At 42.2% G+C, this 23,813-nt stretch carries 17 protein-coding genes; 8 read left to right on the top strand and 9 right to left on the bottom strand.

What is annotated here, in order from left to right:
* The first annotated feature begins 3 nt into the window (after nucleotides 1-3).
* A complete protein-coding gene (locus KAN5_RS10830; protein ID WP_244389689.1) occupies nucleotides 4-2,523 on the top strand; it encodes an exo 1,3/1,4-beta-D-glucan glucohydrolase in 2,520 nt (839 codons plus the stop codon).
* Nucleotides 2,514-3,551, top strand: a complete 1,038-nt coding sequence (locus KAN5_RS10825; RefSeq protein WP_138554011.1) for a glycoside hydrolase family 16 protein — start codon at nucleotides 2,514-2,516, stop codon at nucleotides 3,549-3,551. The genes KAN5_RS10830 and KAN5_RS10825 overlap by 10 nt, the downstream gene beginning before the upstream one ends.
* Before the next feature lie 96 nt (nucleotides 3,552-3,647).
* On the opposite strand, the gene KAN5_RS10820 is transcribed toward KAN5_RS10825, so the two are convergent.
* The 4 genes from KAN5_RS10820 to KAN5_RS10805 form a co-directional block, all read right to left on the bottom strand.
* Nucleotides 3,648-4,673, bottom strand: a complete 1,026-nt coding sequence (locus tag KAN5_RS10820) for a cupin-like domain-containing protein (RefSeq protein WP_244389688.1) — start codon at nucleotides 4,671-4,673, stop codon at nucleotides 3,648-3,650.
* A complete protein-coding gene (locus KAN5_RS10815) occupies nucleotides 4,673-5,398 on the bottom strand; it encodes a SapC family protein (protein ID WP_244389687.1) in 726 nt (241 codons plus the stop codon). The genes KAN5_RS10820 and KAN5_RS10815 overlap by 1 nt, the downstream gene beginning before the upstream one ends.
* Before the next feature lie 55 nt (nucleotides 5,399-5,453).
* Nucleotides 5,454-7,007: a tryptophan halogenase family protein gene (locus KAN5_RS10810; RefSeq protein ID WP_244389686.1), complete on the bottom strand. Its 1,554-nt coding sequence runs from the start codon at nucleotides 7,005-7,007 to the stop codon at nucleotides 5,454-5,456.
* A 91-nt stretch (nucleotides 7,008-7,098) separates the two neighbouring features.
* On the bottom strand, nucleotides 7,099-10,044 hold the full coding sequence (locus tag KAN5_RS10805; RefSeq protein WP_029216095.1) for a TonB-dependent receptor: 2,946 nt from the start codon (nucleotides 10,042-10,044) through the stop codon (nucleotides 7,099-7,101).
* A gap of 335 nt (nucleotides 10,045-10,379) precedes the next feature.
* On the opposite strand from KAN5_RS10805, the gene KAN5_RS10800 reads away from it, so the two are divergent.
* The gene (locus KAN5_RS10800; RefSeq protein WP_244389685.1) at nucleotides 10,380-10,994 is read left to right on the top strand and encodes a fumarylacetoacetate hydrolase family protein; all 615 of its coding nucleotides are present in this window, start codon (nucleotides 10,380-10,382) and stop codon (nucleotides 10,992-10,994) included.
* Here the strand turns inward: KAN5_RS10800 and KAN5_RS10795 are convergent.
* From KAN5_RS10795 to KAN5_RS10785, 3 genes are all read right to left on the bottom strand, one after another.
* The gene (locus tag KAN5_RS10795) at nucleotides 10,933-11,889 is read right to left on the bottom strand and encodes a hypothetical protein (protein ID WP_016708114.1); all 957 of its coding nucleotides are present in this window, start codon (nucleotides 11,887-11,889) and stop codon (nucleotides 10,933-10,935) included. The genes KAN5_RS10800 and KAN5_RS10795 overlap by 62 nt on opposite strands.
* A gap of 186 nt (nucleotides 11,890-12,075) precedes the next feature.
* Nucleotides 12,076-13,128: an aldo/keto reductase gene (locus KAN5_RS10790; protein ID WP_016708112.1), complete on the bottom strand. Its 1,053-nt coding sequence runs from the start codon at nucleotides 13,126-13,128 to the stop codon at nucleotides 12,076-12,078.
* A 13-nt stretch (nucleotides 13,129-13,141) separates the two neighbouring features.
* Entirely contained in the window at nucleotides 13,142-13,570 is a 429-nt protein-coding gene (locus tag KAN5_RS10785) for a thioesterase family protein (protein ID WP_016708111.1), read from the bottom strand.
* A 164-nt stretch (nucleotides 13,571-13,734) separates the two neighbouring features.
* Here KAN5_RS10785 and KAN5_RS10780 point away from each other — a divergent pair, with 164 nt between their 5' ends.
* From KAN5_RS10780 to KAN5_RS10765, 4 genes are all read left to right on the top strand, one after another.
* Nucleotides 13,735-13,938: a hypothetical protein gene (locus KAN5_RS10780; protein WP_244389684.1), complete on the top strand. Its 204-nt coding sequence runs from the start codon at nucleotides 13,735-13,737 to the stop codon at nucleotides 13,936-13,938.
* 67 nt (nucleotides 13,939-14,005) lie between these two features.
* On the top strand, nucleotides 14,006-15,058 hold the full coding sequence (dinB, locus tag KAN5_RS10775; protein WP_016708109.1) for a DNA polymerase IV: 1,053 nt from the start codon (nucleotides 14,006-14,008) through the stop codon (nucleotides 15,056-15,058).
* A 189-nt stretch (nucleotides 15,059-15,247) separates the two neighbouring features.
* A complete protein-coding gene (locus tag KAN5_RS10770) occupies nucleotides 15,248-16,930 on the top strand; it encodes a carbon starvation protein A (RefSeq protein ID WP_016708108.1) in 1,683 nt (560 codons plus the stop codon).
* Between the two features lie 126 nt (nucleotides 16,931-17,056).
* Complete coding sequence (locus tag KAN5_RS10765) at nucleotides 17,057-18,580, top strand: leucyl aminopeptidase family protein (RefSeq protein WP_016708107.1); 1,524 nt, start codon at nucleotides 17,057-17,059, stop codon at nucleotides 18,578-18,580.
* A gap of 181 nt (nucleotides 18,581-18,761) precedes the next feature.
* On the opposite strand, the gene KAN5_RS10760 is transcribed toward KAN5_RS10765, so the two are convergent.
* Nucleotides 18,762-19,142, bottom strand: coding sequence for a hypothetical protein (locus KAN5_RS10760; RefSeq protein ID WP_016708106.1), 381 nt, complete (start codon nucleotides 19,140-19,142; stop codon nucleotides 18,762-18,764).
* 307 nt (nucleotides 19,143-19,449) lie between these two features.
* Between KAN5_RS10760 and KAN5_RS10755 the strand changes: the two genes are divergently transcribed.
* The gene (locus KAN5_RS10755) at nucleotides 19,450-20,682 is read left to right on the top strand and encodes a cytochrome C (protein ID WP_244389683.1); all 1,233 of its coding nucleotides are present in this window, start codon (nucleotides 19,450-19,452) and stop codon (nucleotides 20,680-20,682) included.
* Between the two features lie 144 nt (nucleotides 20,683-20,826).
* Here the strand turns inward: KAN5_RS10755 and KAN5_RS10750 are convergent, their stop codons facing one another.
* Nucleotides 20,827-23,427: a cellulose-binding domain-containing protein gene (locus KAN5_RS10750; protein WP_244389682.1), complete on the bottom strand. Its 2,601-nt coding sequence runs from the start codon at nucleotides 23,425-23,427 to the stop codon at nucleotides 20,827-20,829.
* Nucleotides 23,428-23,813 lie beyond the last annotated feature (386 nt).

Raw genomic sequence — 23,813 nt, 5'->3', positions numbered from 1 at the left:
AACATGACATTAAAAAAACCATTCACACTTACAGCGCTAGTGATGGCGACCATAGCGATGAACGGCTGCTCGGGGCCTGAGCACATACAAGCGAGCAAAACTGCAAACGATGAAATTTGGCCAAAAATCACCACGGGTATTAATGATGATGCCAACATGGAGGCGGCAATTACCACGTTGTTAAATAGCATGACGCTTGAGCAAAAAATTGCACAAATGATCCAACCGGAAATTCGCGATATTACAGTGGAAGATATGCGTAAGTATGGTTTTGGCTCATATTTAAATGGTGGTGGTGCGTTTCCTAATAACGATAAACACGCCAGCGCAGCTGATTGGATAGAGCTTGCAGAAAAAATGTATCAGGCTTCTGTCGATGACTCGCTGGATGGCATTAGTATTCCAACCATGTGGGGCACCGATGCAGTACATGGGCATAACAATGTGATTGGCGCGACTTTATTTCCGCATAACATTGGTTTAGGCGCGACAAACAACCCTGCGTTGATTGAAAAAATAGCCGCAGCAACCGCACAAGAAGTGATGGTAACAGGTATTGATTGGGTGTTTGCACCCACTGTAGCTGTGGTGCGTGACGATCGCTGGGGTCGCACTTACGAAGGCTATTCAGAAGACCCTGAAATCGTGCGTGATTACTCAGCAGCAATTGTAAAGGGTTTGCAAGGCGCGGTCGATCAAGACTTTTTATCTGATAAACGCGTTATTAGTACTGTTAAGCATTTTTTGGGTGATGGTGGTACGCAAGGTGGTGACGATCAAGGTGATAACATTGCATCAGAGCAAGAACTGTTCGATATCCATGCCCAAGGCTATGTGGGTGGCTTAGGTGCCGGCGCGCAAACAGTTATGGCGTCATTTAATAGTTGGCATGGTGAAAAAATTCATGGCAGCAAATACTTACTGACCGATGTGCTTAAAGGCAAAATGGGCTTTGATGGTTTTGTAGTGGGTGACTGGAATGGTCACGGGCAAATCGACGGTTGTACAAATGGTAATTGTGCGCAGGCAGCCAATGCTGGTTTAGATGTATACATGGTGCCAACCGATGCATGGAAGCCGCTTTATGAAAACTTAATTGCTCAAGTTAAAAGTGGCGATATTGCTCAAAGCCGAATTGATGATGCGGTGACGCGTATTTTACGCGTGAAAATGCGTGCAGGTTTATTTGATAAACCAAGCCCAGCGCAGCGTCCGTTATCAGGTAAAACAGAGGTTATAGGTAGCGCAGAACACCGTGCAATTGCAAAGCAAGCGGTACGCGAGTCATTAGTATTACTTAAAAATAAACAGCAGTTACTGCCTCTTTCACCAAAAGCAAATGTGCTTGTTGCGGGTTTAGGCGCTGATAACATTGGTATGCAGTCAGGTGGTTGGAGTATCACATGGCAAGGGACAGGTAACGAAAATAGTGACTTCCCTGGCGGCACATCGATTTTGGATGGTATTGAGCACACGGTTAAGCAAGCTGGTGGCCAAGTGCAGTATGACTTAAATGGTGAGTTTAAAACATCTCCAGATGTGGCCATCGTGGTGTTTGGTGAGCAACCATACGCAGAAGGCAACGGCGACTTAGATAACCTTGAATACCAACGTGGCAATAAAACAGATTTAGCGTTGTTGCGTAAGTTCAAACAAGCCGGTATTCCAGTTGTATCATTATTCATTAGTGGTCGCCCTATGTGGGTGAACGCAGAATTAAATGCCAGTGATGCCTTTGTTGCTACTTGGCTTCCAGGTAGTGAAGGGGATGCCATCAGCGATGTGTTATTTGCCAATGCTGACGGCTCTGTAAACCATGACTTTAAAGGTAAGCTGTCATTCTCTTGGCCTAACAACCCAATTGATAATGCCAACCGTGGAGACACTGAATACGCACCATTGCTGCCATATGGCTTTGGTTTAACCTACACCGACGAAAACACCTTAGCTGATGACCTTGAAGAGCAAAGCCAAGTAACGCAGCAGCTTGAAGATTTAGTGTTATTTGAACGCGCTGTAAAAGCACCGTGGAGCTTAGTATTACAAAGTGGTGAGCAACAAAAAACGATGGCAAGCAGCCGGGAAGCGGTTGGCGCTGTGAGTGTTAAAACCTTTGATAAAGACGTTCAAGAAGATGCACGTGCTATCACCTTTACAGGTGAAGAGTTGGCGGCCATTCGCTTAATGGCGGCGTTTCCATCAGATCTACGCTCTTTTGTTGAAAAACAAGGGCAGCTACAAATGCAGGTCAAAGTGGATAAAGCAGGCGCAAGCCCGCTGTGGTTAGGTATGCAGTGTGGCGATGATTGCCAAGGCAAGTTCGATATCACTGAGCAATTAAGTAAAAACGCACAGTGGCAAACATTGAACATTGATTTAGCCTGTTTTGCTCAGCAAAATGTGAACCTAGGGCAAGTGTTTTCACCGTGGCAGTTAAGCACACAAGGGGATTGGCAGTTATCTATCGCTAAGTTAATGATAACAACTGAACGTACACCAGAGTCGGCTGTGGTATGTCAATAAAAGCTCCGCTACTCCTGATGTTGGCAAGCGCACTTAGCGCTTGCCAACAAGTAGAGCAAATTCGGCCTGTAACCGCAAGCATCGGTGAAGGCTGGCAGCTGGTGTGGCAAGATGAATTTAATGGCTCACAAATTGACTCACAAAAATGGTCCCATGAAGTAAACTGTCATGGTGGTGGCAACGACGAAAAACAGTGTTATACCGCACGAGCCAAAAACAGTTTTGTTGAGCAAGGATTGTTGCATTTAGTCGCCCATAAAGAGCAATACACGGGTCCTAAATTTAATCGTGATGACGTTAATAGTGATGCAGAGCGAGCACTTACTCAGACCCAGTCATTTACCTCTGCGCGGTTACGCAGTAAAGGTTTAGGGGATTGGCAATATGGCCGCTTTGAAATTCGTGCAAAACTGCCAGCAGGGCAAGGTGCATGGCCTGCAATTTGGATGTTACCTACTGATTGGGAGTATGGTCGTTGGGCCTCTTCAGGTGAAATCGATATTATGGAAGCGGTGAATCTTAAAGTACCAACAGATGATAAAACGGCGCCAACTGGTACGCTTGAGAGCCGTGTGCACGGTACTTTGCATTACGGTGGTCCAGCCCCTAACAATGTTTACAGTGGCACAGCGTATACATTTGCTGCTGATCAAAACCCAGCTGATATGTTTCATGTTTATGCTCTAGAGTGGCAGCAAGATGAAATGCGCTGGTATGTGGATGATATTCACTTTGCCACCTTCAAAAGTGAACAGTGGTATTCAGTCAGTGAACAAGCTGATGGTACGTTACTAAAAAATTCAGGTTTTGCACCTTTTAATAAGCGCTTTCATATGTTGCTGAATTTCGCGATTGGCGGTAATTGGCCTGCAAACGTGAATGAAAAAGGCGTGGATGAGAGTGGCTTTGCAAAACAAATGCTGGTGGATTATGTGCGGGTATTTGAATGCAGCGTTAACCCTGAAACGGGCAAAGGCTGCGCAACGTATCAAGATTCTGCTAAGCAGATTATACCCAAACGTCTTTAAGTTATTTGGGTCTTTAGCCTGCAGTTACATCGCCGAACTCGTTGTAATTGCAGGCTTAAGACCCATCTTATTAACACCAGAAACCACCAGCCAACCTTAACGATTTAACTTCTGTAATAGTAACTGGCGAATCTTTCGTGCAGTAAGTTCATCTACTTTCCCAAGTATGCCTTTTACATTATCGGGTGTGTGTTCACCAAGCTCAATATTGTCATTAAAGACGTAATGATTAAACAACTGCTGCCAGTTCGTTTTATGATTTGCGGGCAAATCTTTAATCGCGAGCATGCTGTGTAGCAGCGCATCAAATGGATTGGCTAAATGATCAGCGGCTTGACGCCACCAATAGTTAACCAGCACGTTGAATACGCTTTGAGCGCTAACATGGTGCCACCAAAGTGCAGGAATGAATATGCCATCACCGGGTGTTAACTTTGCGATCTGCGCGCTATTTAGCGCCTGTTTAAAGCGGGGGAAACGTTCAAAATCTGGGGCTGTAAAATCAACTAAACTGACGGCTTGTCCTGCAGGAGTGAATTCTAACGGGCCTATATATAAGTTATCTACTTGCTCTGGGGCGAACAAAATAAACTCACGACTTCCTGCGCCAACGCAAGCAAGGTTATCGGCATTATCATAATGGGCGGCAATTTGGCTGTGATTACCTACCCACAAGCTTTTTAAACACTTATGGGCTGTGACCAGTAACGGGTTGTAACGATTAAAATCAGGGGCACAGTAATCACACGCTGTTGATCCCATGTAGTAAGAGTCTGGCTCAGCTATTGCTGTTACTTGCTCTAATTGCTCAAGTAATTCAACTAAGTTACTGACATATTGGCTAAAGTTAAAACCATCCATTTGAGCATTGTAAAAGTAGCGCCCCTGTTCTTGAGCTGGGGCTGAAAATGCTCGCACTGGTGAGTTGCTAGCAAGGCTTTTTAAATAACTTAATGCCTGCTGATTACTTTGTTTAGCTTGTTTTACCATAGGCCAGAGCGCACAGACGTCCTTGATCACAATAGGCGCAGTTTGCTCAGCCAAAAAGGCAGGCAAGTCGTTAATTTCATCAATATGGCATTGCCTAACTTGCTGTTTTATTTGTTGCGCCACGCTTTGCATTACTGCTGTGCCCACTTTTTATTAAGTAAGCTAGGAATTTGTTCAAGTGACGCAATCGCCATATAAATAGCCTGTAAATAACCACTGCTCTGTAAAGTTTGTAATTGTTCACTAGTGAGGGTATTTAAGGTTTGTTGATTAATCGTATAAAAACCACCGACAGTGACCTTATCAGCATTTTTTTGTTGGTACTCAATTGTAAATGCTTCAATTAAATTAAGCTCAAGGAGTTGTGCAAAAAATGCAGGCAGCGCTTGGTTTTCAAGGTGAAGGGTATTCAATACTTGGGCTATATGGCTTAAGTAATCGCTATTGCCGCCATGCTCTAAAAAGATATCTTCACCATGCTCTAGGTTAATCCGAGGGCTGTCTAAATCAATATGCACCACTAAAGATTGCTCAGGGATACCTTGGTTATAGTGAGTTTGTTGGCCGATTAAAAAAGGTTGGCGCTTCATACTCAATGGCAAGTAGTTGAGCGTTAAGCTACCTTGTGCATCAAGTAGCAAGTTTTCACTATTTTCAAAGCCAAATAAGGCCAGTGCTTCAAACTGCCCCGATTGAGGATGCTTACGAAATACGATGGGTTGATTCGCCTGCACTTTAGTGAATTCGCTCGGGTAAATAGGTGTACAGCTGATGTTATCGCCCCATTTAGCTCCACGTTCGGTGATCACTTTTAACGCTTTGTGGCTAATATTATCAAGTAAAACATGGTTGGCCATGTGGCCTCCTGATCTTCAATATAGTTAATTCAATTGGTTCAGTTAAACCCTAAAGTTAAATAGGCTGTAAACCAAATTTTTTAATATGTTCAAGTAACTGGCGGTTAGTAGGTAAATTGGCTAACCCTTGCTTCGCCGTTTGCTGATTATTTGTAAAGTGCTCAATAATGGCTGCTGGCATGTTCATCTGAGGAAATTCGGGGAGGTATTTCATGCCGTATAAAACAAATTGATAACTCGCCGCTGAAAACACTTCTTGGGCACGGTCAAAATCATTCAACCAAGGGCTTTGATATTGCCATAGAGCCAGGTTATCAAGCAGGGATTGTGGTATTGTATTGGTATTTCTATGCGCTTGCCAATAGTCGCTGCTGCGTTTTGATAACACATAATGCAGCTTTAAAAATTCAATGATCCGTTGCCACCGATAATGGCATTGCTGATCAAAGCGCTTGCTCAGCTGAGGCATCGCATTGCGATGGGTTGGAAAGTTTGCCAATAAAGTATTTAAGCTTAGTTCTACCATCACCAGCGCAGAGGCTTCCAGTGGTTCGATAAAGCCTGCTGACATACCAATTGCAATACAGTTTTTATGCCAAAACTGTGTGCGATAACCAGGTTTAAAGCTCAATTCACGAATGGTTAATTGGCTCACATCAAGCTCATGTTGTGTAGTCTTTAAATAACTAATTAGCTTATCTTTAGCCCCTTGGGTTGATTCATATTCACTTGAATAAACCATGCCAACACCACGGCGAGTTTGTAAGCCTATATCCCAAATCCAACCTGTATCTTGTGCTGTAGCTTTAGTGTATGACACTATTTCTTGTTGGTCATCAGCATATGGCACCTGGACGGCAACAGCGCGATCATTAAACAGAATATGATCTTGGGTTTGCAAAGGAATTTTGTAGTGCTTATCAATTAAACGGCTATGATGCCCTGAGCAATCAATAAATAAGTCACCACTTATCAAGCCATGATCGCCAGTACTCACTGCATTAATATAACCATCGTCATCGTTAATCACCTCATCAACATGACATAGCAGGTGAGTTACATTGAGTTTATCGACACAGTGACGCATTAATAGGTGGGCGAATTTTCCAGCATCTAAATGATAACCATAGTTAGCTTGTGCTTGATAATCGCTGTGTAAATGCGTTTTTGGGGCTTTGTGGTGATCGCAAAAGTAAGTTTGACTGGCTACTGCATGGCTAAAACTTACCGCTTCGTGTTGAGCAAACCAATAAGGCGCTATATTGATGTTTTGATAGCCAACGGGAAGGCTAAATGGATGATAGTAGTATTCGTTACTTTGACTGCTCGTTGGATCATCGCACCAGCCATCAAAGCGTGAACCTTGTTTAAACGAGGCATCACATTCACGTATGAACTGTGTTTCACTGATACCAATGGTTTTTAAGGTTTTACGCATGGTCGGCCAAGTACCTTCACCCACGCCTAAAGTGGCCACATCGGGCGATTCAATAAGGGTAACTTTAGCATTGTGAGTTAGGTGGCTTTGAGCCGCGATAAGCCCTGCGCTAAGCCAGCCTGCACTGCCGCCGCCAATGATAACGATGTGGTTTATGTCGTTTTTACGCATTAGATCGACTCGTTACTTAAATTTCATGTATTGAAATTAACATATTAAAGAAAAAAAAGCCGCTTTGCAGCGGCTTTTTGACAACAAAATGCTAGAAAGCGTAGCGGAAGCCAATGTTGTAACGAGCACCGTATTGGTTAGCACGTAACAACTGCTCAGAGTAACGAACATACGTTCGTTGTGTTTCGTCTGTTAAGTTAAGGCCTTCAACAAACACCGTTAACTGCTCATTTACTGCGTAGTTAACATTGATATCCCACTGACCATAAGACTCAGTAAAGATAGGCGATGAATGTTGATCAAAACCAGTTAAGAACTCATCACGCCAGTTATACGATAGGCGAGCAGATAAACCGTTTAAATCATAAATTGCAGAGAAGTTAGCCGAATCACTTAATCCAGGTAAAGCGAATTGATAACCGACAGCATCACGATCAGCTTCTACATCACCAAATACGAAAGTGGCATTAGCAACTAAACCAAAACCGGTATCGCCAAACATATGCTGTGCAGCAAGCTCCCAGCCCCATAAGTTACCTGTTTCGACATTGGTATCGCGGGCAACATCAAAAATAGCGAGTGGATCCGTCGCTGTGCCTGTGATGCCGGTACCTTGTTCAGTGCCTTGGTTTTCATTGATTTTGTCATGAATCGCTTGATCAGACGGTGTGATCCCTTCGGCTGCTAAGTCTTCACGTGCTTGCTCTGCGCGCTCACCAATAAATGGGTCACGAATATCGCCCATGGTTTCTTGAGTTGTTACGTTAACAATGAAATTTTCAACTTGTTTACGGTAATAACCCGCCGACATATAGCTGCCTTCACCATAATAATACTCAAGTGATAAATCGATGTTATCAGACACAAAAGGTTTTAAATCTGGGTTACCTACAGCCACTTTACGCTGGCCGACTTTAGGGTTACCTAAAAATGAAGTCGTTGAACGTAGAGAGTTTACTGGAGGACGAGCCAGTGTGCGGCTATAAGAGAAGCGCGCCATCACGTCTTGCGCAACTTCAACATTTATATCTAAATTTGGTAAGAATTCGCTGGTGCTACCTTCACCATTTGAGAACGTTTGTTCACCAAAATTATATGACCATTCGTTACCATTAACCCAAGTCATACCTGCCGCTGGTTTTTCTAAACTTTTTGATTCAACATCTGTTTTCTCATAACGTAAGCCAACCGCCATGGTGACGTACATATCGTTAAACTCTGTTTCAAAGTTTGCTTGCGTGTAAAATGAGAGTGTTTTCTCGCTAACGCGGTGATCATTATCAATTGGACCAGATTGCACTTGACCATTTACATCAGCAGGCCAGCTACATGCACCAATACCGCCATCAGGGTGGTCGCAATCAATACTTTCTGCAATGGCTACAATCTCATTAAAATCAGCATCGTAGTAGTAGTTAAGTAGTTTGTCGCTACCACCACCTGAAAAGCCATCGAGTAAACCTGAACTATCAACACGAGTAAATAAGCTATCATCGTACCAATCTGCAGAGTTTAGCCACCAACCAGCGGCTAACTGCTCTGAGTAGGATTGCGTAGTACGAAACTCAATTTTAGTATGTGACACACCAAAATTAATGCTTGAAAGGGCGCCACTGTTTTCGTTATACCAAGTACTCTTAAGCTGATATTGATCAAGGTCGTTGGTGTTTGTATCTTTATTAACTCCAGCAAACAAAGTTCCCATATCACTTGGTAGTATTTCTGCTTGACCATTAGTTAAAGTCATATCGATAAGTGGAATTTCGCCTTGGCTAAAGTCTGCCATTTTTTCATCGATATTGACTGTTGGGTTTTCACACCAATCACATGATGTGTTACCTATGATCATAAATGCATCGTGGCCAATACCAACACCTGCGCTTTCGGCAGAGGAGTTATGGGCATCAAACTCAATGTTGAAATTGTCAGTCACTTGCCAATCAAGGTTTAAACCTAACGATTTATTTTCGTTGGTGGTTGCACCGCGATTTAAGTTAGTTGAATAGTCACCACCAAACTCACTTACTTGCGTGTACGTACCATTTTCATTGATGTTTGCTGAATTTACGTTACCACCGTTATTGAACCACACACCAAAACTGCGGCCATCTTTTTCAAACTCAAGTTTTGAATAAGTGTAATCAAGCGTTGCGGTAAGTTTTTCAGAGGGGGCGTATTGCAGTACTAGCTGACCATTGGTGCGTTTACGGGTGTTGTCTGAAAATGCATAACCGGCATTTTGTGGATACCAAGTGGTGCCATCCGCACGTTGGTTATTATCGGTGAGTGATAAGCCTGGTGATGCTGAAATATCCACATTTGGGATCCAGTTATCAACTGCCATTGATTGCTCGCGGTTGTCGCGCTCTTGAACTGAACCTGAAATTAAAATACCAAATTTGTCATCATTAAATGTGTTGCTATAGATACCTGAATATTCTGGAGTAATATCTTTGCCAGTTTCATTAGACGTGTCGTGTACTGCTTTGGCACCAACCGAAGCATGTAAGCCTGGATTAGATAATGGTTTTGCGGTACTGATATTAACGGTTGCGCCAATACCACCACTTGGAATATCTGCGCGGGCTGTTTTATAAACCTCAACACCACTCACACTCTCGGTTGCGATGTCTGCGAAGTCGAATGAGCGGCCACCGGTAGTTGGCATTTGGCGGCCATTTAACGTGACTAAGTTAAACTCTGGGCCAAAACCACGTACAGTAATTTTGCTGCCTTCACCGTTACTACGGTCGATTGATACACCTGTGATCCGTTGCAGCGATTCAGCAAGGTTAGTATCAGGGAATTTACCAATGTCTTCTGAGGTGATTGCGTCTACAACACCTGCCGATTGGCGCTTAATATCCATAGATTTCACTAAACTGCCGCGAATACCTGAAACTTGAATAACTTCTATATCGGTTTTTGCTGTGGGCTCTTCTTCGGCAACAGCTGTATGGGGAATTAGCGCACTTAAACCCATAGCCATGGACAGGCTAATAGCAAGCTGCTTTTTCTTGAAATGTGTGTGGTTCATGCAAATCTCCAGATCTGGTTTTTATTGTTGCGTATAATGTAAGCGCTTACATTTAGTTATAAAAAAAACCGCCGAACCCGATTTTATTTATGTAACCGCTTACATTAAGTTAGTAGAAAGTAAAACAATCGTCAATAGTTATTAGTTTTTGTACCCACGGTTAATTGGTATGTTTATGTTATTATTAGAAATATTAAACAATAATTGTATGCTTATTAGCTGTTCAGCTGCGGTTTAAGTGGCAAATATAGAGATTATTGTATGATAATGCTTGTTAATAACCTTAATTTGTTACCACTATTAGCGACACGATACGTGCATGAGGAAAATTTGAAATGAATACTGTTAAAGTTGCTGGGCAACGAGTTATACCCAATAAAATTATCTGTATTGGTCGGAATTATGCTGCACACATTGCTGAGCTGGGGAATGAAACCCCTAGTGAAATGTTGTTATTTACAAAACCAAACAGTGCTATTAGTGAACAGTTGCATAGTCAACATAATCAAGACACCTTACATTTTGAAACTGAACTGTGTTTTATTGTTAAAAATAATCAACTCAGTGCTGTAGGCCTTGGCTTAGACTTAACTAAACGAGCAGTGCAAACACATTTAAAAATGAAAGGCTTGCCATGGGAGCGAGCGAAAGCGTTTGACGGTTCGGCATTATTTAGCGAGTTTGTGCCAATTAATAGTGCACAGCAATTATTTAGTTTTAAACTAATGATTGATGGTCGTATACAGCAACAAGGTAATTGCGAGTTAATGATCCATAAAGCAGATGCCATCCTAACGGAAATTAGCCAATTTATGACCTTGCAAGATGGCGATATTATAATGACAGGCACCCCAGAAGGGGTTGGTGAAGTCAGCAAAGGCAGTGAGTTTATTGTTCAGCTTTATTTGGATTCTCAACGGCTGCTGGAGCAGCATTGGCTGGCCGATTAACGTTTAATATTTGCTGCTGATAGTGGGTGATAAAGTCAGGAAAAGTCGATTCAAGCCACTGTCTTTGTGATGCTTGGTATTGAACTGATGGTAAAATAGTGTGCTGTAATACTTGGTTAATTTGCTGAAGCGCATTATTAGCAAAGTTATTTGGCGCGTTTGAAGAGCAGCCGACAGCTCCTAAAACTAAGTTACTTTGGTGATTAGCAATGGGTAACGCAACCACATTACTTAACTCGCTAAAGCGGTTGTAATAATCAGCTAGAAACGGATAGTCAATTGTGTAATCAATATAGCCGTGGTTAAGTCGTGCAATCACGGCTCTACTTTCGTTTTCGCTGCTCCAGCTCAACGAAGCATTTTCGTAGCTTTTAGTATTGCGGGCTATTTCATTTATTTCCTGAGTAAACTTTCTTGCGGCGGTTTGACCAAAAATAAAGTGTGTGTCGGTGAGTAGATTAATGAGTTGTACAGGATCACCATGACGTAAGCTAATTGCCTCAGCGTTTGCTGGGGTTGTTATTATATTGAACGGCGGATAAACCGTCGTTGGCATTGAGTAGGTTACTCTGTCAGTGCTTTTTTCCCGGTGGATCATACATGGGTAGCAAGCCATTTGTCCTTCATCTAAATACTTACCGATACGCTTTTGAGGTAGCAATAAGCGGGTATGTTTTATATTGGGTAATGTTTCAATAAGTTGTTCAATTAAATAATCGCATAAACCACCATCTGGTGCATGTGTACTTTTCTTTAAATGGAACGGTGCTGTATCGCTTTGCAGCCAAGTGATTTCGCTAACCGTATTATTTGCTGCGGCGTTAGCACTTGCCAAGAAGATAAGGAATATGCTGATAAAATGCCATTTCGCCAACAGAGTGTTATTTGTTTGCATATTGATACGTTATTTAGATGTACAACTATTTGATTACCATGCTACTAAAGTAACTAGTTATTTAATAGTGGTTATTTTATTGTTTGCTTTGCTTGCAGCCCAGCTTTATACCTAAGCCCCTGTGGAACGCTAAATTCTGCATCTTGAGGTAGTTTGGGTAAATAACCAAAAGCTGGGCTTTTTTGTTTAGAATGGCATTGGGTATTGTCTAAATATTGCATCAATATCAGTGAGTGCTTGCTCACTTAATTCGATATTAAATGCGTCAATGTCTTCTTTTAATTGCGCTAAACTGGTTGCACCTATAATTGATGAGGTAACACCATCAACTTGGTCGCACCATGCCAGCGCCAACTGTGCTGGGGTTAATTGATATTGTTTGGCAATTTCAACGTAGTGACTAATTGCTTGCTGCGATTGTGCTGTATCACGGAACAAACCGTTACGTTGCACTAAGGTCCAGCGGCTTCCTTGCGGGCGAGCGCCATTTAAGTATTTACCCGTTAACATACCGCCTGCAAGTGGTGACCATGGCAGATAGGCAATATCTTCATGAATACATTGCTCGATTAAATAAGGCCAATCCTTGGCGTGCAATAAGCTAAACTCATTTTGAATCGATACCATGCGCGGTAAATTGTGCTGCTCACTTAAGCGTAAAAACTGGCTAATCCCCCAAGGAGTGTCATCAGAAAGGCCGCAATGTTTAATTTTTCCTGCTTTAACACAGTCATTTAACCCTTCAAGAATGTCTAACATACTTGCAGTCTGCTGCTGTGTGTTGGCATCACTAAAGCGGATCATACCTGGCCATTGCTTGCTAAAGTGCGGGGATTGGCGATTTGGCCAATGTAATTGGTATAAATCAATGACATCGGTTTGTAGGCGTTTTAATGATTCATCAACGGCGCTGATCACGGCTTGACGCGTAATATCTCCACCATCACGCACCCAAGATAGACCATTACCGGCTATTTTAGTTGCCAGTACAATGTCATTGCGTTTATTTGAATTACGCGATAACCAGTTCCCTATGATTTGCTCTGTTTTGCCGTAAGTGTCAGGTGTGGGGGGGATCGCATACATTTCAGCGGTATCAATAAAATTAACGCCTTGATCTAGGGCATAGGCAATTTGCTCATCGGCGTCAGCTTGATTATTTTGCACGCCCCACGTCATGCTGCCTAAGCACACGCGTGACACATTGATGCCACTCCTACCAAGAGGGTTATAACGCATAATGATTCCTTATTTAATTTTGCGAGTAGGTTTTAAGAGCTGCTAAAAGAGGCTCGCTTAAATTGGCTTTTTTGCCAGTTTTAAAGTTGAACATCACCACTTGCGATGAGCCAATAGTTGTTAACGCGTTTTGTGCTTGACTAAACACGTTGTAATGCATCATAAAGCGATCAGCTTGAATGTCGCTAATTGTGACGCCTACCAGCACTGTATCTGGAAAAGTAACTGGGCGCTTATAACGCGCGTTGTTTTCGCTGATCACAGGTCCTACACCGGTTTTTTGTAGATCTTCGAGTAAATTAATTTGATTAAAAAAATCAATTCGGGCGGTTTCAAAATAACGGAAATAAACGACATTATTAACGTGTTGTAAGGCATCCATTTCACCCCAAGCAACATTAATTTTGGTGTGAATAGGGTGTTGTTCTATAAACGATTGCATAAACAAACTCGATTACTGTAATGAACGCTCAGGTTAGCAATATGCTGCTTTTAGCTCAAGAAAATTAGAAAAATCACCAAAACATGCTAACTTTAGTAGTTCACGCTTACGTAAACGATAGATATAGTTTGGCTATATTTTTTGATGATTTAAAGGAGCAAATTATGAACGTGGTTGCAGCAAAAATTACAAAGTGGTTGGCCCTGCTTGCACTGTTGTGTTTAGCAATTACTTGCTACGCAATGGGAAATGCCTCGGGAGCAATAGCTTTAGTTATCCTTGGTTTTGTCTTTGAAGGAGTATTTTGGTTATTTGGTCATAAATTATTTTCACGTAAAAAAAGTATGGAAGAACAATCCCCCAGTTGATAACTTGCTAATAGGGTAAAGTTAATTAATAATAACTGTTCATATATACAGTTGTTTGGTTTTGGAAATGAAAAAGTTTATTCATATCGACATGGATTGCTTTTATGCCGCGGTAGAAATGCGCGACAATCCAGCGTTAGCTAATGTACCGTTGGCTATAGGTGGTAATAGCCGAAGAGGCGTATTGTCGACGGCTAATTATATTGCTCGTGAATACGGTGTGCGCTCGGCGATGTCAAACTATCATGCTAAACAACGCTGTCCTGATTTAGTGATTGTGCCTGGTCGCATGCAAGTATATAAAGCAATCTCCCAACAAATTCGTGCCATTTTTCAGCGTTATACCGATTTAATTGAGCCCCTTTCCTTAGATGAAGCCTACCTTGATGTCACCGACAGCACAGCATGTAAAGGCAGTGCCACGTTAATGGCTGAGCAAATACGTGCCGATATTTTTGCGGCAACGGGTTTAACCGCATCGGCGGGTGTGGCGCCGATAAAGTTTATTGCCAAAATTGCCAGTGATGAAAATAAACCAAATGGTCAATTTGTGGTGTTACCTGAGCAAGTTGATCAGTTTTTAGCACAATTACCTTTAGGTAAAATACCAGGGGTTGGTAAAGTCACTTTAGAGAAACTCAATTTAAAGGGCTTATATACAGGTGCAGATGTGTGCGAAAAAGGCGTTAATTGGATGCAACAGCATGTTGGTAACTTTGGCGTTTCCTTGTATCAAAAATGTGCGGGCTTATATATAGGCTCCGTATCGACGGAGCGAGTGCGTAAATCTTTAAGTGTTGAACATACCTACGAATACAATAAAACCAGCTTACAAGAGTGCCTAGATCAGCTACCTATTTTGCTAGAGGAACTGACTCGGCGGTTAACAAAACAGCAATTACAACAGCGTATCAATAAACTCAGTGTGAAAGTTAAATTTGCTAATTTTGTGGTGACATCGGCAGATCAGTCCTATCATCAAATTGACACGGCTATATTTACTGAACTGTTAAGCAAAGCGTATCAACGTGGTCAGCAGCAACCGGTACGATTACTGGGTATTGGGATTGGTGTAAAAAACGAGCCGCAACAGCACCTTCAGTTAAGTATATTAGACTAAAGGTTTAGAGTGTTTTTTGCTCAAACCTTGCTAGTGTAGAAAATGAACAACACACATTTATATAATCAACCTGGACTCTGGATAGAGGTTTACTAATATATTGATTTAAATTCATAAATATTAGTCACAGTCTCCAGCTGGAAATAAATTTATTATCCAGAGCTTAGGTTAACAATAAGAGAGAGAGCTATGCAATCAGTTGTAATTGTACTGCTGGGTATGGTCGGAATGCTTTTTGGTTGGTTTGTTTATTCTAAATTTATCGCCGAAAAGATTTTCAAAATGGATGACAGTTTTGTCACCCCAGCACATGAACTCGAAGATGGTAAGGATTTTGTGCCTACCAATAAAGTGGTGCTTTGGGGGCATCATTTTACCTCTGTCGCGGGGGCTGCGCCGATTGTTGGTCCTGCGATTGCTGTTTATTGGGGCTGGGTGCCTGCCGTGTTATGGGTTGTACTGGGCACTATCTTTTTTGCCGGTGTGCACGATATGGGCGCATTATGGGCCAGTGCGCGAAATAAAGGTAAATCAATGGGCGCACTTTCCGAAACCGTGATTGGTAAACGTACTCGTGCGTTATTTATGATTGTGGTTTTTTTGGTGTTACTAATGGTTAATGCGGTGTTTGGGGTGGTGATTGCAAAATCATTTATTAGTAGCCCGAATGCGGTTTTCCCCGCTTGGGCTGCAATTGTGGTGGCGTTAGTGATTGGCCAATTGCTGCGTAAAAAAGTCTCTCTCATACCGCTGTGTTTCATTGGTGTGGGGATTTTATATTACACCATCTATTTAGGTAGTAGCATGCCGATCACTTTGCCTGACGAGTTATTTGGTTTAAGCGCGAATGCTAACTGGATTGTGATCTTATTTGTTTATGCAGCAATCGCCTCTTTGTTACCTGTATGGATGTTGTTACAACCGCGAGATTTCATCAATGGCATGCAGTTATTGGTGGGTTTAGTACTGTTATATGGTGCAGTGTTTGTTTCTATGCCTGATATCACCGCCCCTGCGTTTAACACTCAAACGGCGATAGATACTCCGAGTATTATTCCATTATTATTTGTGACGATTGCCTGTGGCGCGGTGTCTGGGTTTCACGGCATTGTATCATCGGGTACTAGCTCTAAGCAGCTCAATAAAGAAACTGATGGCCGTTTTGTTGGGTATTTAGGTGCTGTGGGCGAAGGCATGTTAGCACTGATCACTTTGGTTGCTGTAAGTGGGGTTGCACTTGCTGTATCTCCCGAAGAATGGCATGAAATATACAGCCATTTAGGTGCCGGTAGTGTCGCAGCTTTTGTCAATGGTGGCGCGAATCTCATCGAAACTGGTTGGGGCATTTCCAACGAAATAGCGTCAACCTTATTGGCTGTTATGGTGGTGCTGTTTGCTGGTACGACGATGGACTCAGGCGTGCGTTTACAGCGTTACATCATTCAAGAGTGGGGTGATATTTATAATATTAAAGTGATTAAAAATGGTGTAATAGCCACACTTATTGCAGTGCTAAGTTGTTTATTATTAGCCTTTGGTGCTGGTGGCGCAGATGGCAGTGGTGGCATGATCATTTGGCCGTTGTTTGGTTCAACAAATCAAATTTTAGCGAGTCTTACCTTATTAGTTATTTCAGTGATGTTGATCAAAGCAAACCGCCCAGCTAAGTACACGCTTATTCCAATGAGTTTTGTGTTAGTGATGGCATTTTTTGCTGGTGTGATCAAACTAGGCGAGTACTACCAACAAGGTAACTGGTTATTAGTGACATTGGATATTATTGTTTTAATCATTAGTGTATTGGTGATGCTAGAAGCGTGGTCTGTCATTGCAAAGCATCGCGCTGAAAATAAATCGCAGGGTAAGGAATAGCCGATTTATTTCACACTGTAACTGCAAGTTGCCAGCGGCATATTAGCTTGTCGTGCTTTGCTGGCAATAGCTATTTAAATCAATGATAATAAGGTCCTTAGTTTTTTCGACAACAGGACCTTTTTTATGGCATATCCTCACGCAGTTGCAGCCCCGCAATTAGATAACGCAAAACATGATGCGCTTATTATTATTGCCGATAATTTTTCTGAATTAGACGATCCAAATCTAAGCCAAGCGATTAAATCGCAAATGGCCGTAGATGCACGTATCGGGAAACAAGTTACATTCCTTGTGGTTGACTCAAAGCGCGTGATTTTAGCGCCAACAGGTCCGTTAAACCGTGATTATGATGATGTTCGTCGTTATTTTGATGCCGCTAAACTTGCTATTAACGAAGCGAAAGCATCAGGCAGTACTAAACCTGCTATTTATTTACCGCAAGCTAGCCAAGACAGCCGTTATCAGTATGCCTTAGAAGTGGCTTATTTAGGAGCATGCCAAGCGCTGTGGCAGCCGCTTGAAGCGCGTGAACATCATGGTGAAAGCATTGAGCCTATAACCCAAATTGCGCTATTTGGTGCCAATGAGCAAACAATTAAAGCTGTAAATGCGATTGCTGCTGGGCAATACGCGGCGCGTGACTTATGTGGTACTGAACCTGAGCGTATGGCTCCCCCGCGCTTTGCTGATTACTGCGTCGATTTATTTAAAGGTTCTAAAGTCAGTGTTGAAGTGATTGCAGATATTGCGACGATTGATAAAGAGTACCCAATGATGAGTACAGTTGCTCGCGCTTCATATGCCGTAGAGCGTCATCATCCACGCGTTGTAAAGCTTGAATATGTGCCAGAGGGTGAAGTAACGCGCACCTTGATGTTTGTTGGAAAAGGCTTAGTGTACGATACCGGCGGCGCAGACTTAAAAGTCGGTGGCTTTATGGCGGGTATGAGCCGTGATAAAGGCGGCGCAGCTTCAGTTGCTGGGTTTATGAAATCAGTGGCGGACTTTGCTCCTAAAGGCGTCAAAGTGATTGCCTTTTTAGCCGTTGTACGTAACTCGATTGGTTCTGATTGCTTTGTACCAGATGAAATTATCACTAGTCGTGAAGGTGTACGTGTGCGAATCGGTAATACCGATGCAGAAGGTCGCTTAGCAATGGGCGATTTACTCAGTGAAATGAAAGAGCTTGCTAAAACTGCAGTTAATCCAGAGATTTTTACGGTTGCTACATTAACCGGTCATGCTGCTCGCGCCATGGGACCATACAGTGCATATGTGGAAAATGGTCCTGCACGTGCCGCTCATATCTCTCGTAAATTAGCTGATTGTGGCGATTTATGGGCAGATGGTGCTGAAGTATCTCGTAGTCGCCGTGAAGACTATGATTTTATCAAACCACGTACACTCGCCGATGATGTGCTATCAAGTAACAATGCGGCATCTGCGGTAACTGCTCGCGGACATCAATTTCCAATGGCTTTCTTAGCGATTGTCGGCGGCCTTGATAAACATGGCACCGACTCTGCTCAGCCAATTCCATATGTGCATATGGATATTGCTGGAAGCGGTGTTGAAGGTGGCGATTGGCAGCATGGTAAACCTACTGCTGCAGGCTTAAGCAGTTTATTTGCACGTTACTGTTTATAGTATTTAGAGTTTAGCGATACGTAACAATCCCACCATTTAGTATGGTGGGATTGTGATAGCTTTTGCTTTGTGATTAGTGTTTTATCGTTAGATCGCTAATTTAATGGCAATTGATAAGCGCGTGGAGGAAGTTACCCTCTTTAATATCCCCAGTACTTCTACAAGCACAAGCCCGATATCTTTAGTTTGCTTGTGTTTCTGTGCCGAGTAAGGCATCAATGTAGGCGAGCTCCTCGCTAAAAATACCATTCATAAATGCGCTTTGCTCACTGATCACTCCCTCATTAGGCTGTGCCTTATAGTCATGTTGGCAGCGAGTTAGTTCGTTGGCTAACCATTGACATACATTGGTTGTCGTCTTTATTGCTGTACTTAAAAAAGATGACCATTTTATTTTTTGTAAATTAAAACGGTATAACATGACTGCAACTAAGCTATAGGCTTTTTGTTCAGCACTGACGATGTGTTCATGAGTTAGTTTGTCGTTATTAAGTAGCTTGGTGCGGCTCAGTGCTTGTTGTAGTGCGACTTGTTGTGGCTTACTTAAAAAAGTGCTTGTCATAATGTGCTGCTGGCCTCTATAAACTAGTTACAATCAAATTTAGCATTCAATAGTTGACCCCAACTTTGGTTAAGGTTAAGCAAAGCGTTTTACGACTCATACAACACCAAAAAATGCAGTAATAGTGATAGCAAAGTGGGACTGACTCTTTACTGAATTAAGCAAACACAATTGTAATTGGGTCGGTTATTTAACCTACAGCTTACTTTTCTATAATTAAAAATATTTGCTCTCTCACAAGCGCATTATTAAAGCATAGCAAAGGCATTTTCTCTGTGCTTTAATAATTAAAACAAGGGGGGGCGTTATGAGTAACTATAAGTTTTTATTTAATAAGTATATTGCCACAACGGCTGTGTTAAGTGTATTTGCAGCAGCTGTATCAGCCGAAAATAAACAATCAAGTCAATTAGTTGAGCAGCTTTGCTCTACATGTCATAGTTTAAGCAATCTAAAGCGCAGCGCAGGTTATAGTAAGGAAGACTGGCAAACGCTTATTAGCTACATGGTTGATACTGGGGAAAATAGCAACTTAAAAGAAGATATAGGTGAATATTTAGCAACTCATTATCCTGTAAATACTCATCGCGGATCAACCGTTGTAGAGGGTGATATCAAGCTACAGTTTAAATATTGGCAAGTACCAACACTTGGGCAGCGTGCACGCGATCCTGTACAAGGTAAAAACGGTATTATTTGGTGGGTTGGCCAATGGGGGAATATTTTAGGACGATTAGATCCTAGTACTGGCGCTATGCAAGAATACCCTTTACCCCGTGGCACCTATGCGCACAGTGTGTCGCTTGATAAAAATCAAACCCCTTGGTTCCTAGGTAATAAAAATGGCACTGTAGGGTATTTAGATTTAGCCACAGAGCAGTTTAAAGTTTATAAAATGCCTGATGAAAATGCCCGTGACCCGCACACCGGTGTATTTGATGAGGCGGGAATATTTTGGTTTACCCTGCAACACAGTAATATGATCGGTAAACTTGATCCTAAAAGTGGTGACATACAGCTTGCTACTTTACCAACTAAGGGTTCTCGTCCTTACGGTATAAAGCTTGACTCAACCGGTACTCCCTGGGTTTCATGTAATGGTAGTAATTGTTTGGTTAAGGTAGATAAAGGCACAATGAAGCTTAGCGAAATTAAGTTACCAGGTGCTAAAACACACACTCGACGACTTGCTATAACACCTAATGATATGATTTTTTATGTTAATTCAGGAATGGGTAAACTAGGTCGTTTTAATCCAAAAACGGGGAAAATCACCGAGTGGGATAACCCAAGTGGTGAAGATAGTCACCCGTACGCAATTGAATATGCAGATAATGCAATTTGGTTTAATGAGTCAGCAAAACGACCTGAAACCTTAGTTAGATTTGACCTTGAAAGCGAAACGATGCAAAGCTGGCAAATACCCAGTAAAGAAGGGGTATACTCCGGGTTGATCAGGCATATGCGAATGGGTAATAAAGGGCTAATTATTCACCAAACAGCGACTAATCAATTAGCAGAGATCACTTGGTCAAAGTGACTTGAATGTTTCTACTGAATACAGCGTTCTTAGTGTAAATCAGCGATCTAATTTTATAGTTTTTTGATATAAAAATGCCTACAGGTTAAAACCAGTAGGCATTTATCGGATTTGCTGATAATTTAATTATGCTAATTTTTGTTTTTACTGAGGGTTTAAACCTAGCTTTTGTAGTACCAGTTTAAAGTTAGCGCGGCGCTCGGCAATCGCGTGTACTTCACCACTAACAGGGCAGTGGTCATCAGGGCAACCACGATTTACTATACCAGATACCGCATCCACAAAGGCTGTGCCTTGCAAGCCACCATCAACATATTTTTTCAGCTCAGCGTGATAGTTCCAATCTGCGTATGGGCCACCTTCATTACTGTAAGCCTGCACTGAATTTACCCAAAAGAATAAACCGGCAATCCATTTTATTTCTTTATGTTCCTCTGAGCTACAAACAAGCCCAGGGTTTGAGCATAAATCGAGGTCAGCGTATAACGGGCTTTCAGGTGCTGGAGCAACCGTTGTACCATCAACCGTTGTGCCTATGGTATCAGGGTCAACATGTGAGCGGCCAACGAAGTGATTTAGAGTACCGAAATTTTGGCGTCCTGTAGTTTGAATTACACCACGGCCCCACCAACCACAGCCTTGGACACTTTCGTCACTACCATCCCAAATAAAACTACCAGCTTTTTGACCTACATATTGCTTACATTCGTCACGCTCATACACTTGTTTAGAAGTATCAATGGCTGTGGGAACCGTATTACAGTGCCCTGCGTTGGTCCAGCGACCAACTTTGCCGTTAACGAGTAATCCTTGCTCAGCAAGTACGGCATCAGGGGCAACAAAGATAGGGGCCGGTGCGCCATACCATTTAGCGTGAGTCGTCGCTGTTTGTTCCATTTTTTCATCACGAGGGCATGAATAAGGGTGATCTTTTCCTGATATCGGATGCACACCATAATCAGCATATTTTTGACCTAACTGACCACAACTGGCTGTCATTGGATAATCGACAGCCGCGCCGTATTTTACCTCAGACCAATTGTTTTCATCGCATGCATCAAAGCGTATGGTTTCTTGCATGCTTTGTGATAAGAACGCGGCAATAGCGACTTTCGCGTAAATAGCATTTGTAGCGTCGTCGGCATTGCTATCAATTAACCAGAATTTCTCGCCAGCTACACCTACGTTATGCATAGAGTTTAGGCCTGTTAAAAAGTCTGCCCATTTATAGATAGTTGATGGAACCCACGTTGAATTAGGTGTTTCATACAAGAAAACTTCACTATCCATGACTGTTTCAGCATTTGTTAAGTCATTGTTTAGTGATGTAATACTTGTCAGTGCAGTAACATTAGCTGGGGCGCCAACATAGTAAAGTGGAACGGTATTACTCTGATAACGATTTATTTTACTACTTAAGTCAGCGCTATCTGTATCAAAAATAATCGCAAAAATATTGTTATGTGCGGCTTTACGAATATGACTTTCACCTAGGGTATTACCCATAAAGTAAGTCGTTGCCTGTGTTGTTGGTACAGAAGACAGTAGTGCCGGAGATTGCACGAAATCAGTGACTTGTTTAACGTATTCCAAAGCATTATGCCATTGATCAGCAGTTAAACTTGCAGAGTTACTTGATTTAGTAAAAGCAATAAAGTCAGCTTTTGCAGCGCCTTTATAAAGCGTGAGCGTATCGAGGAGGTCGGCAGTGGCTTTTGCCGCAGCATTCCAAACGGAACGTTTACCTGAGTGGTTGTCGTAAGCAAAATCACCAATACTTAATGACCATCCAAAGGTTGCATTGGGTGCCAGCTCACTCATAATTAAGTTTTGCGCCTGAGCCCACCCTGCAGCATCATCACTTAAAGCGTCAATATCTGCGACATTGATGCTGTGAGTATTTGTTGTAGCTAGTGCATCAGTTAATGCTTGTTTAACACTAATTGAACCTAAAGAGAGCCCTTTATCTTGAGTGATATTATCCAGTACGTTGCTTTGTAGAATGACAGATGAAGTCCCCGCTTGCGTAGCAAGCTGGATCAGAGCTACAAAGCCATCCGTTAATTTAGTGATATCAGTTAAGTCTGTGCTATTTAAAACCGTTGCAGTGGTGGTTAAAGGAGCTGGTGATGATGGGCTTGCAACCACAAAGTGGCTCGGCCAACCAGGCATTTCTAGATTAACCGGATCACTTGTATTCGGTAGCGAAAGCAAGGGCGCAGTACCTTGCTCAGTACCGTCACAGTTCACTTTCCAATTCCAGGTATCGTCGCTACCTGGACGAGAAGATGTTTCCCATTTCGCGGTGTAAGCAATATACTCATCGTTAACCAGTATATCGCCTGCTTTAGCGACAGTTCCTTGGTTCCAAATCGTATAGTCTTTACATATCTCACCTAGCTTAGGATCAGTTGTCACAGGTGGGTCGGTAGGGTCAGTCGGATCTGTTGGGTCAGTTGGATCCGTTGTATTACCGCACTGATGCTCAAAAGCCCAACTACCATCACTACCAGGTACAGAGTTGGTGTACCACTTTGCCTTGTAAGCACTCCCTTCATGTTGCATTAAGTCACCACCATTTGCATGGCTTGGATTACCCTGCCAGTCTACTTGGGGGAAGTTAGGATAGGTATTGATAGCATCACAGTTGGCGGCAAAAACGTTGCCTGATACTACAGCGCTGGTGGCAAGTGATACAGCAATAAAAGTTTTACTGGGTTTACGCCCAATCAGGGGACTCTTCATTTTACTTTCCTTACTTTATAATTTTAGTGCGACAATTAGTGGTTAATTACATTTGATGTAACTTTTGATTATCATTTTTTTAACATAAAAATAAATTAGCACGTGCCTGACAGCGCTGTCAAATGCATTAGGCAAGAAAATAAACAGTCATATACTAGGTTTTATGGGTGGGTAATTTTTAATTGCTTGATATTTAATAGTTAATTTATCTATATACGGGACAAAAACTATAGATTGAGCTAAAAAATATTTTATAAAGAATTGTTAATCGATATTTGCAGTATTATTTCAGGGCCTAGGCGTGTTGTAATGTGTGCAAAAAGTTGGGGATTTAGTCCATGTTTTTATCATAATTACTGGGGTTTTATGTTGGTTAACCACCCATT

The sequence above is a fragment of the Pseudoalteromonas sp. KAN5 genome (genome assembly GCF_022846535.1).
Classification (GTDB): domain Bacteria; phylum Pseudomonadota; class Gammaproteobacteria; order Enterobacterales; family Alteromonadaceae; genus Pseudoalteromonas; species Pseudoalteromonas haloplanktis.
This window is presented reverse-complemented; position numbering and strand designations above follow the sequence as displayed.

Excerpts from the sequence above, each read along its gene's own strand:
- KAN5_RS10830 (WP_244389689.1), top strand. The coding sequence starts at position 4 with ATGACATTAAAAAAACCATTCACACTTACAGCGCTAGTGATGGCGACC.
- KAN5_RS10825 (WP_138554011.1), top strand. The coding sequence starts at position 2,514 with ATGTCAATAAAAGCTCCGCTACTCCTGATGTTGGCAAGCGCACTTAGC.
- KAN5_RS10820 (WP_244389688.1), bottom strand. The coding sequence starts at position 4,673 with ATGCAAAGCGTGGCGCAACAAATAAAACAGCAAGTTAGGCAATGCCAT.
- KAN5_RS10815 (WP_244389687.1), bottom strand. The coding sequence starts at position 5,398 with ATGGCCAACCATGTTTTACTTGATAATATTAGCCACAAAGCGTTAAAA.
- KAN5_RS10810 (WP_244389686.1), bottom strand. The coding sequence starts at position 7,007 with ATGCGTAAAAACGACATAAACCACATCGTTATCATTGGCGGCGGCAGT.
- KAN5_RS10805 (WP_029216095.1), bottom strand. The coding sequence starts at position 10,044 with ATGAACCACACACATTTCAAGAAAAAGCAGCTTGCTATTAGCCTGTCC.
- KAN5_RS10800 (WP_244389685.1), top strand. The coding sequence starts at position 10,380 with ATGAATACTGTTAAAGTTGCTGGGCAACGAGTTATACCCAATAAAATT.
- KAN5_RS10795 (WP_016708114.1), bottom strand. The coding sequence starts at position 11,889 with ATGCAAACAAATAACACTCTGTTGGCGAAATGGCATTTTATCAGCATA.
- KAN5_RS10790 (WP_016708112.1), bottom strand. The coding sequence starts at position 13,128 with ATGCGTTATAACCCTCTTGGTAGGAGTGGCATCAATGTGTCACGCGTG.
- KAN5_RS10785 (WP_016708111.1), bottom strand. The coding sequence starts at position 13,570 with ATGCAATCGTTTATAGAACAACACCCTATTCACACCAAAATTAATGTT.
- KAN5_RS10780 (WP_244389684.1), top strand. The coding sequence starts at position 13,735 with ATGAACGTGGTTGCAGCAAAAATTACAAAGTGGTTGGCCCTGCTTGCA.
- dinB (WP_016708109.1), top strand. The coding sequence starts at position 14,006 with ATGAAAAAGTTTATTCATATCGACATGGATTGCTTTTATGCCGCGGTA.
- KAN5_RS10770 (WP_016708108.1), top strand. The coding sequence starts at position 15,248 with ATGCAATCAGTTGTAATTGTACTGCTGGGTATGGTCGGAATGCTTTTT.
- KAN5_RS10765 (WP_016708107.1), top strand. The coding sequence starts at position 17,057 with ATGGCATATCCTCACGCAGTTGCAGCCCCGCAATTAGATAACGCAAAA.
- KAN5_RS10760 (WP_016708106.1), bottom strand. The coding sequence starts at position 19,142 with ATGACAAGCACTTTTTTAAGTAAGCCACAACAAGTCGCACTACAACAA.
- KAN5_RS10755 (WP_244389683.1), top strand. The coding sequence starts at position 19,450 with ATGAGTAACTATAAGTTTTTATTTAATAAGTATATTGCCACAACGGCT.
- KAN5_RS10750 (WP_244389682.1), bottom strand. The coding sequence starts at position 23,427 with ATGAAGAGTCCCCTGATTGGGCGTAAACCCAGTAAAACTTTTATTGCT.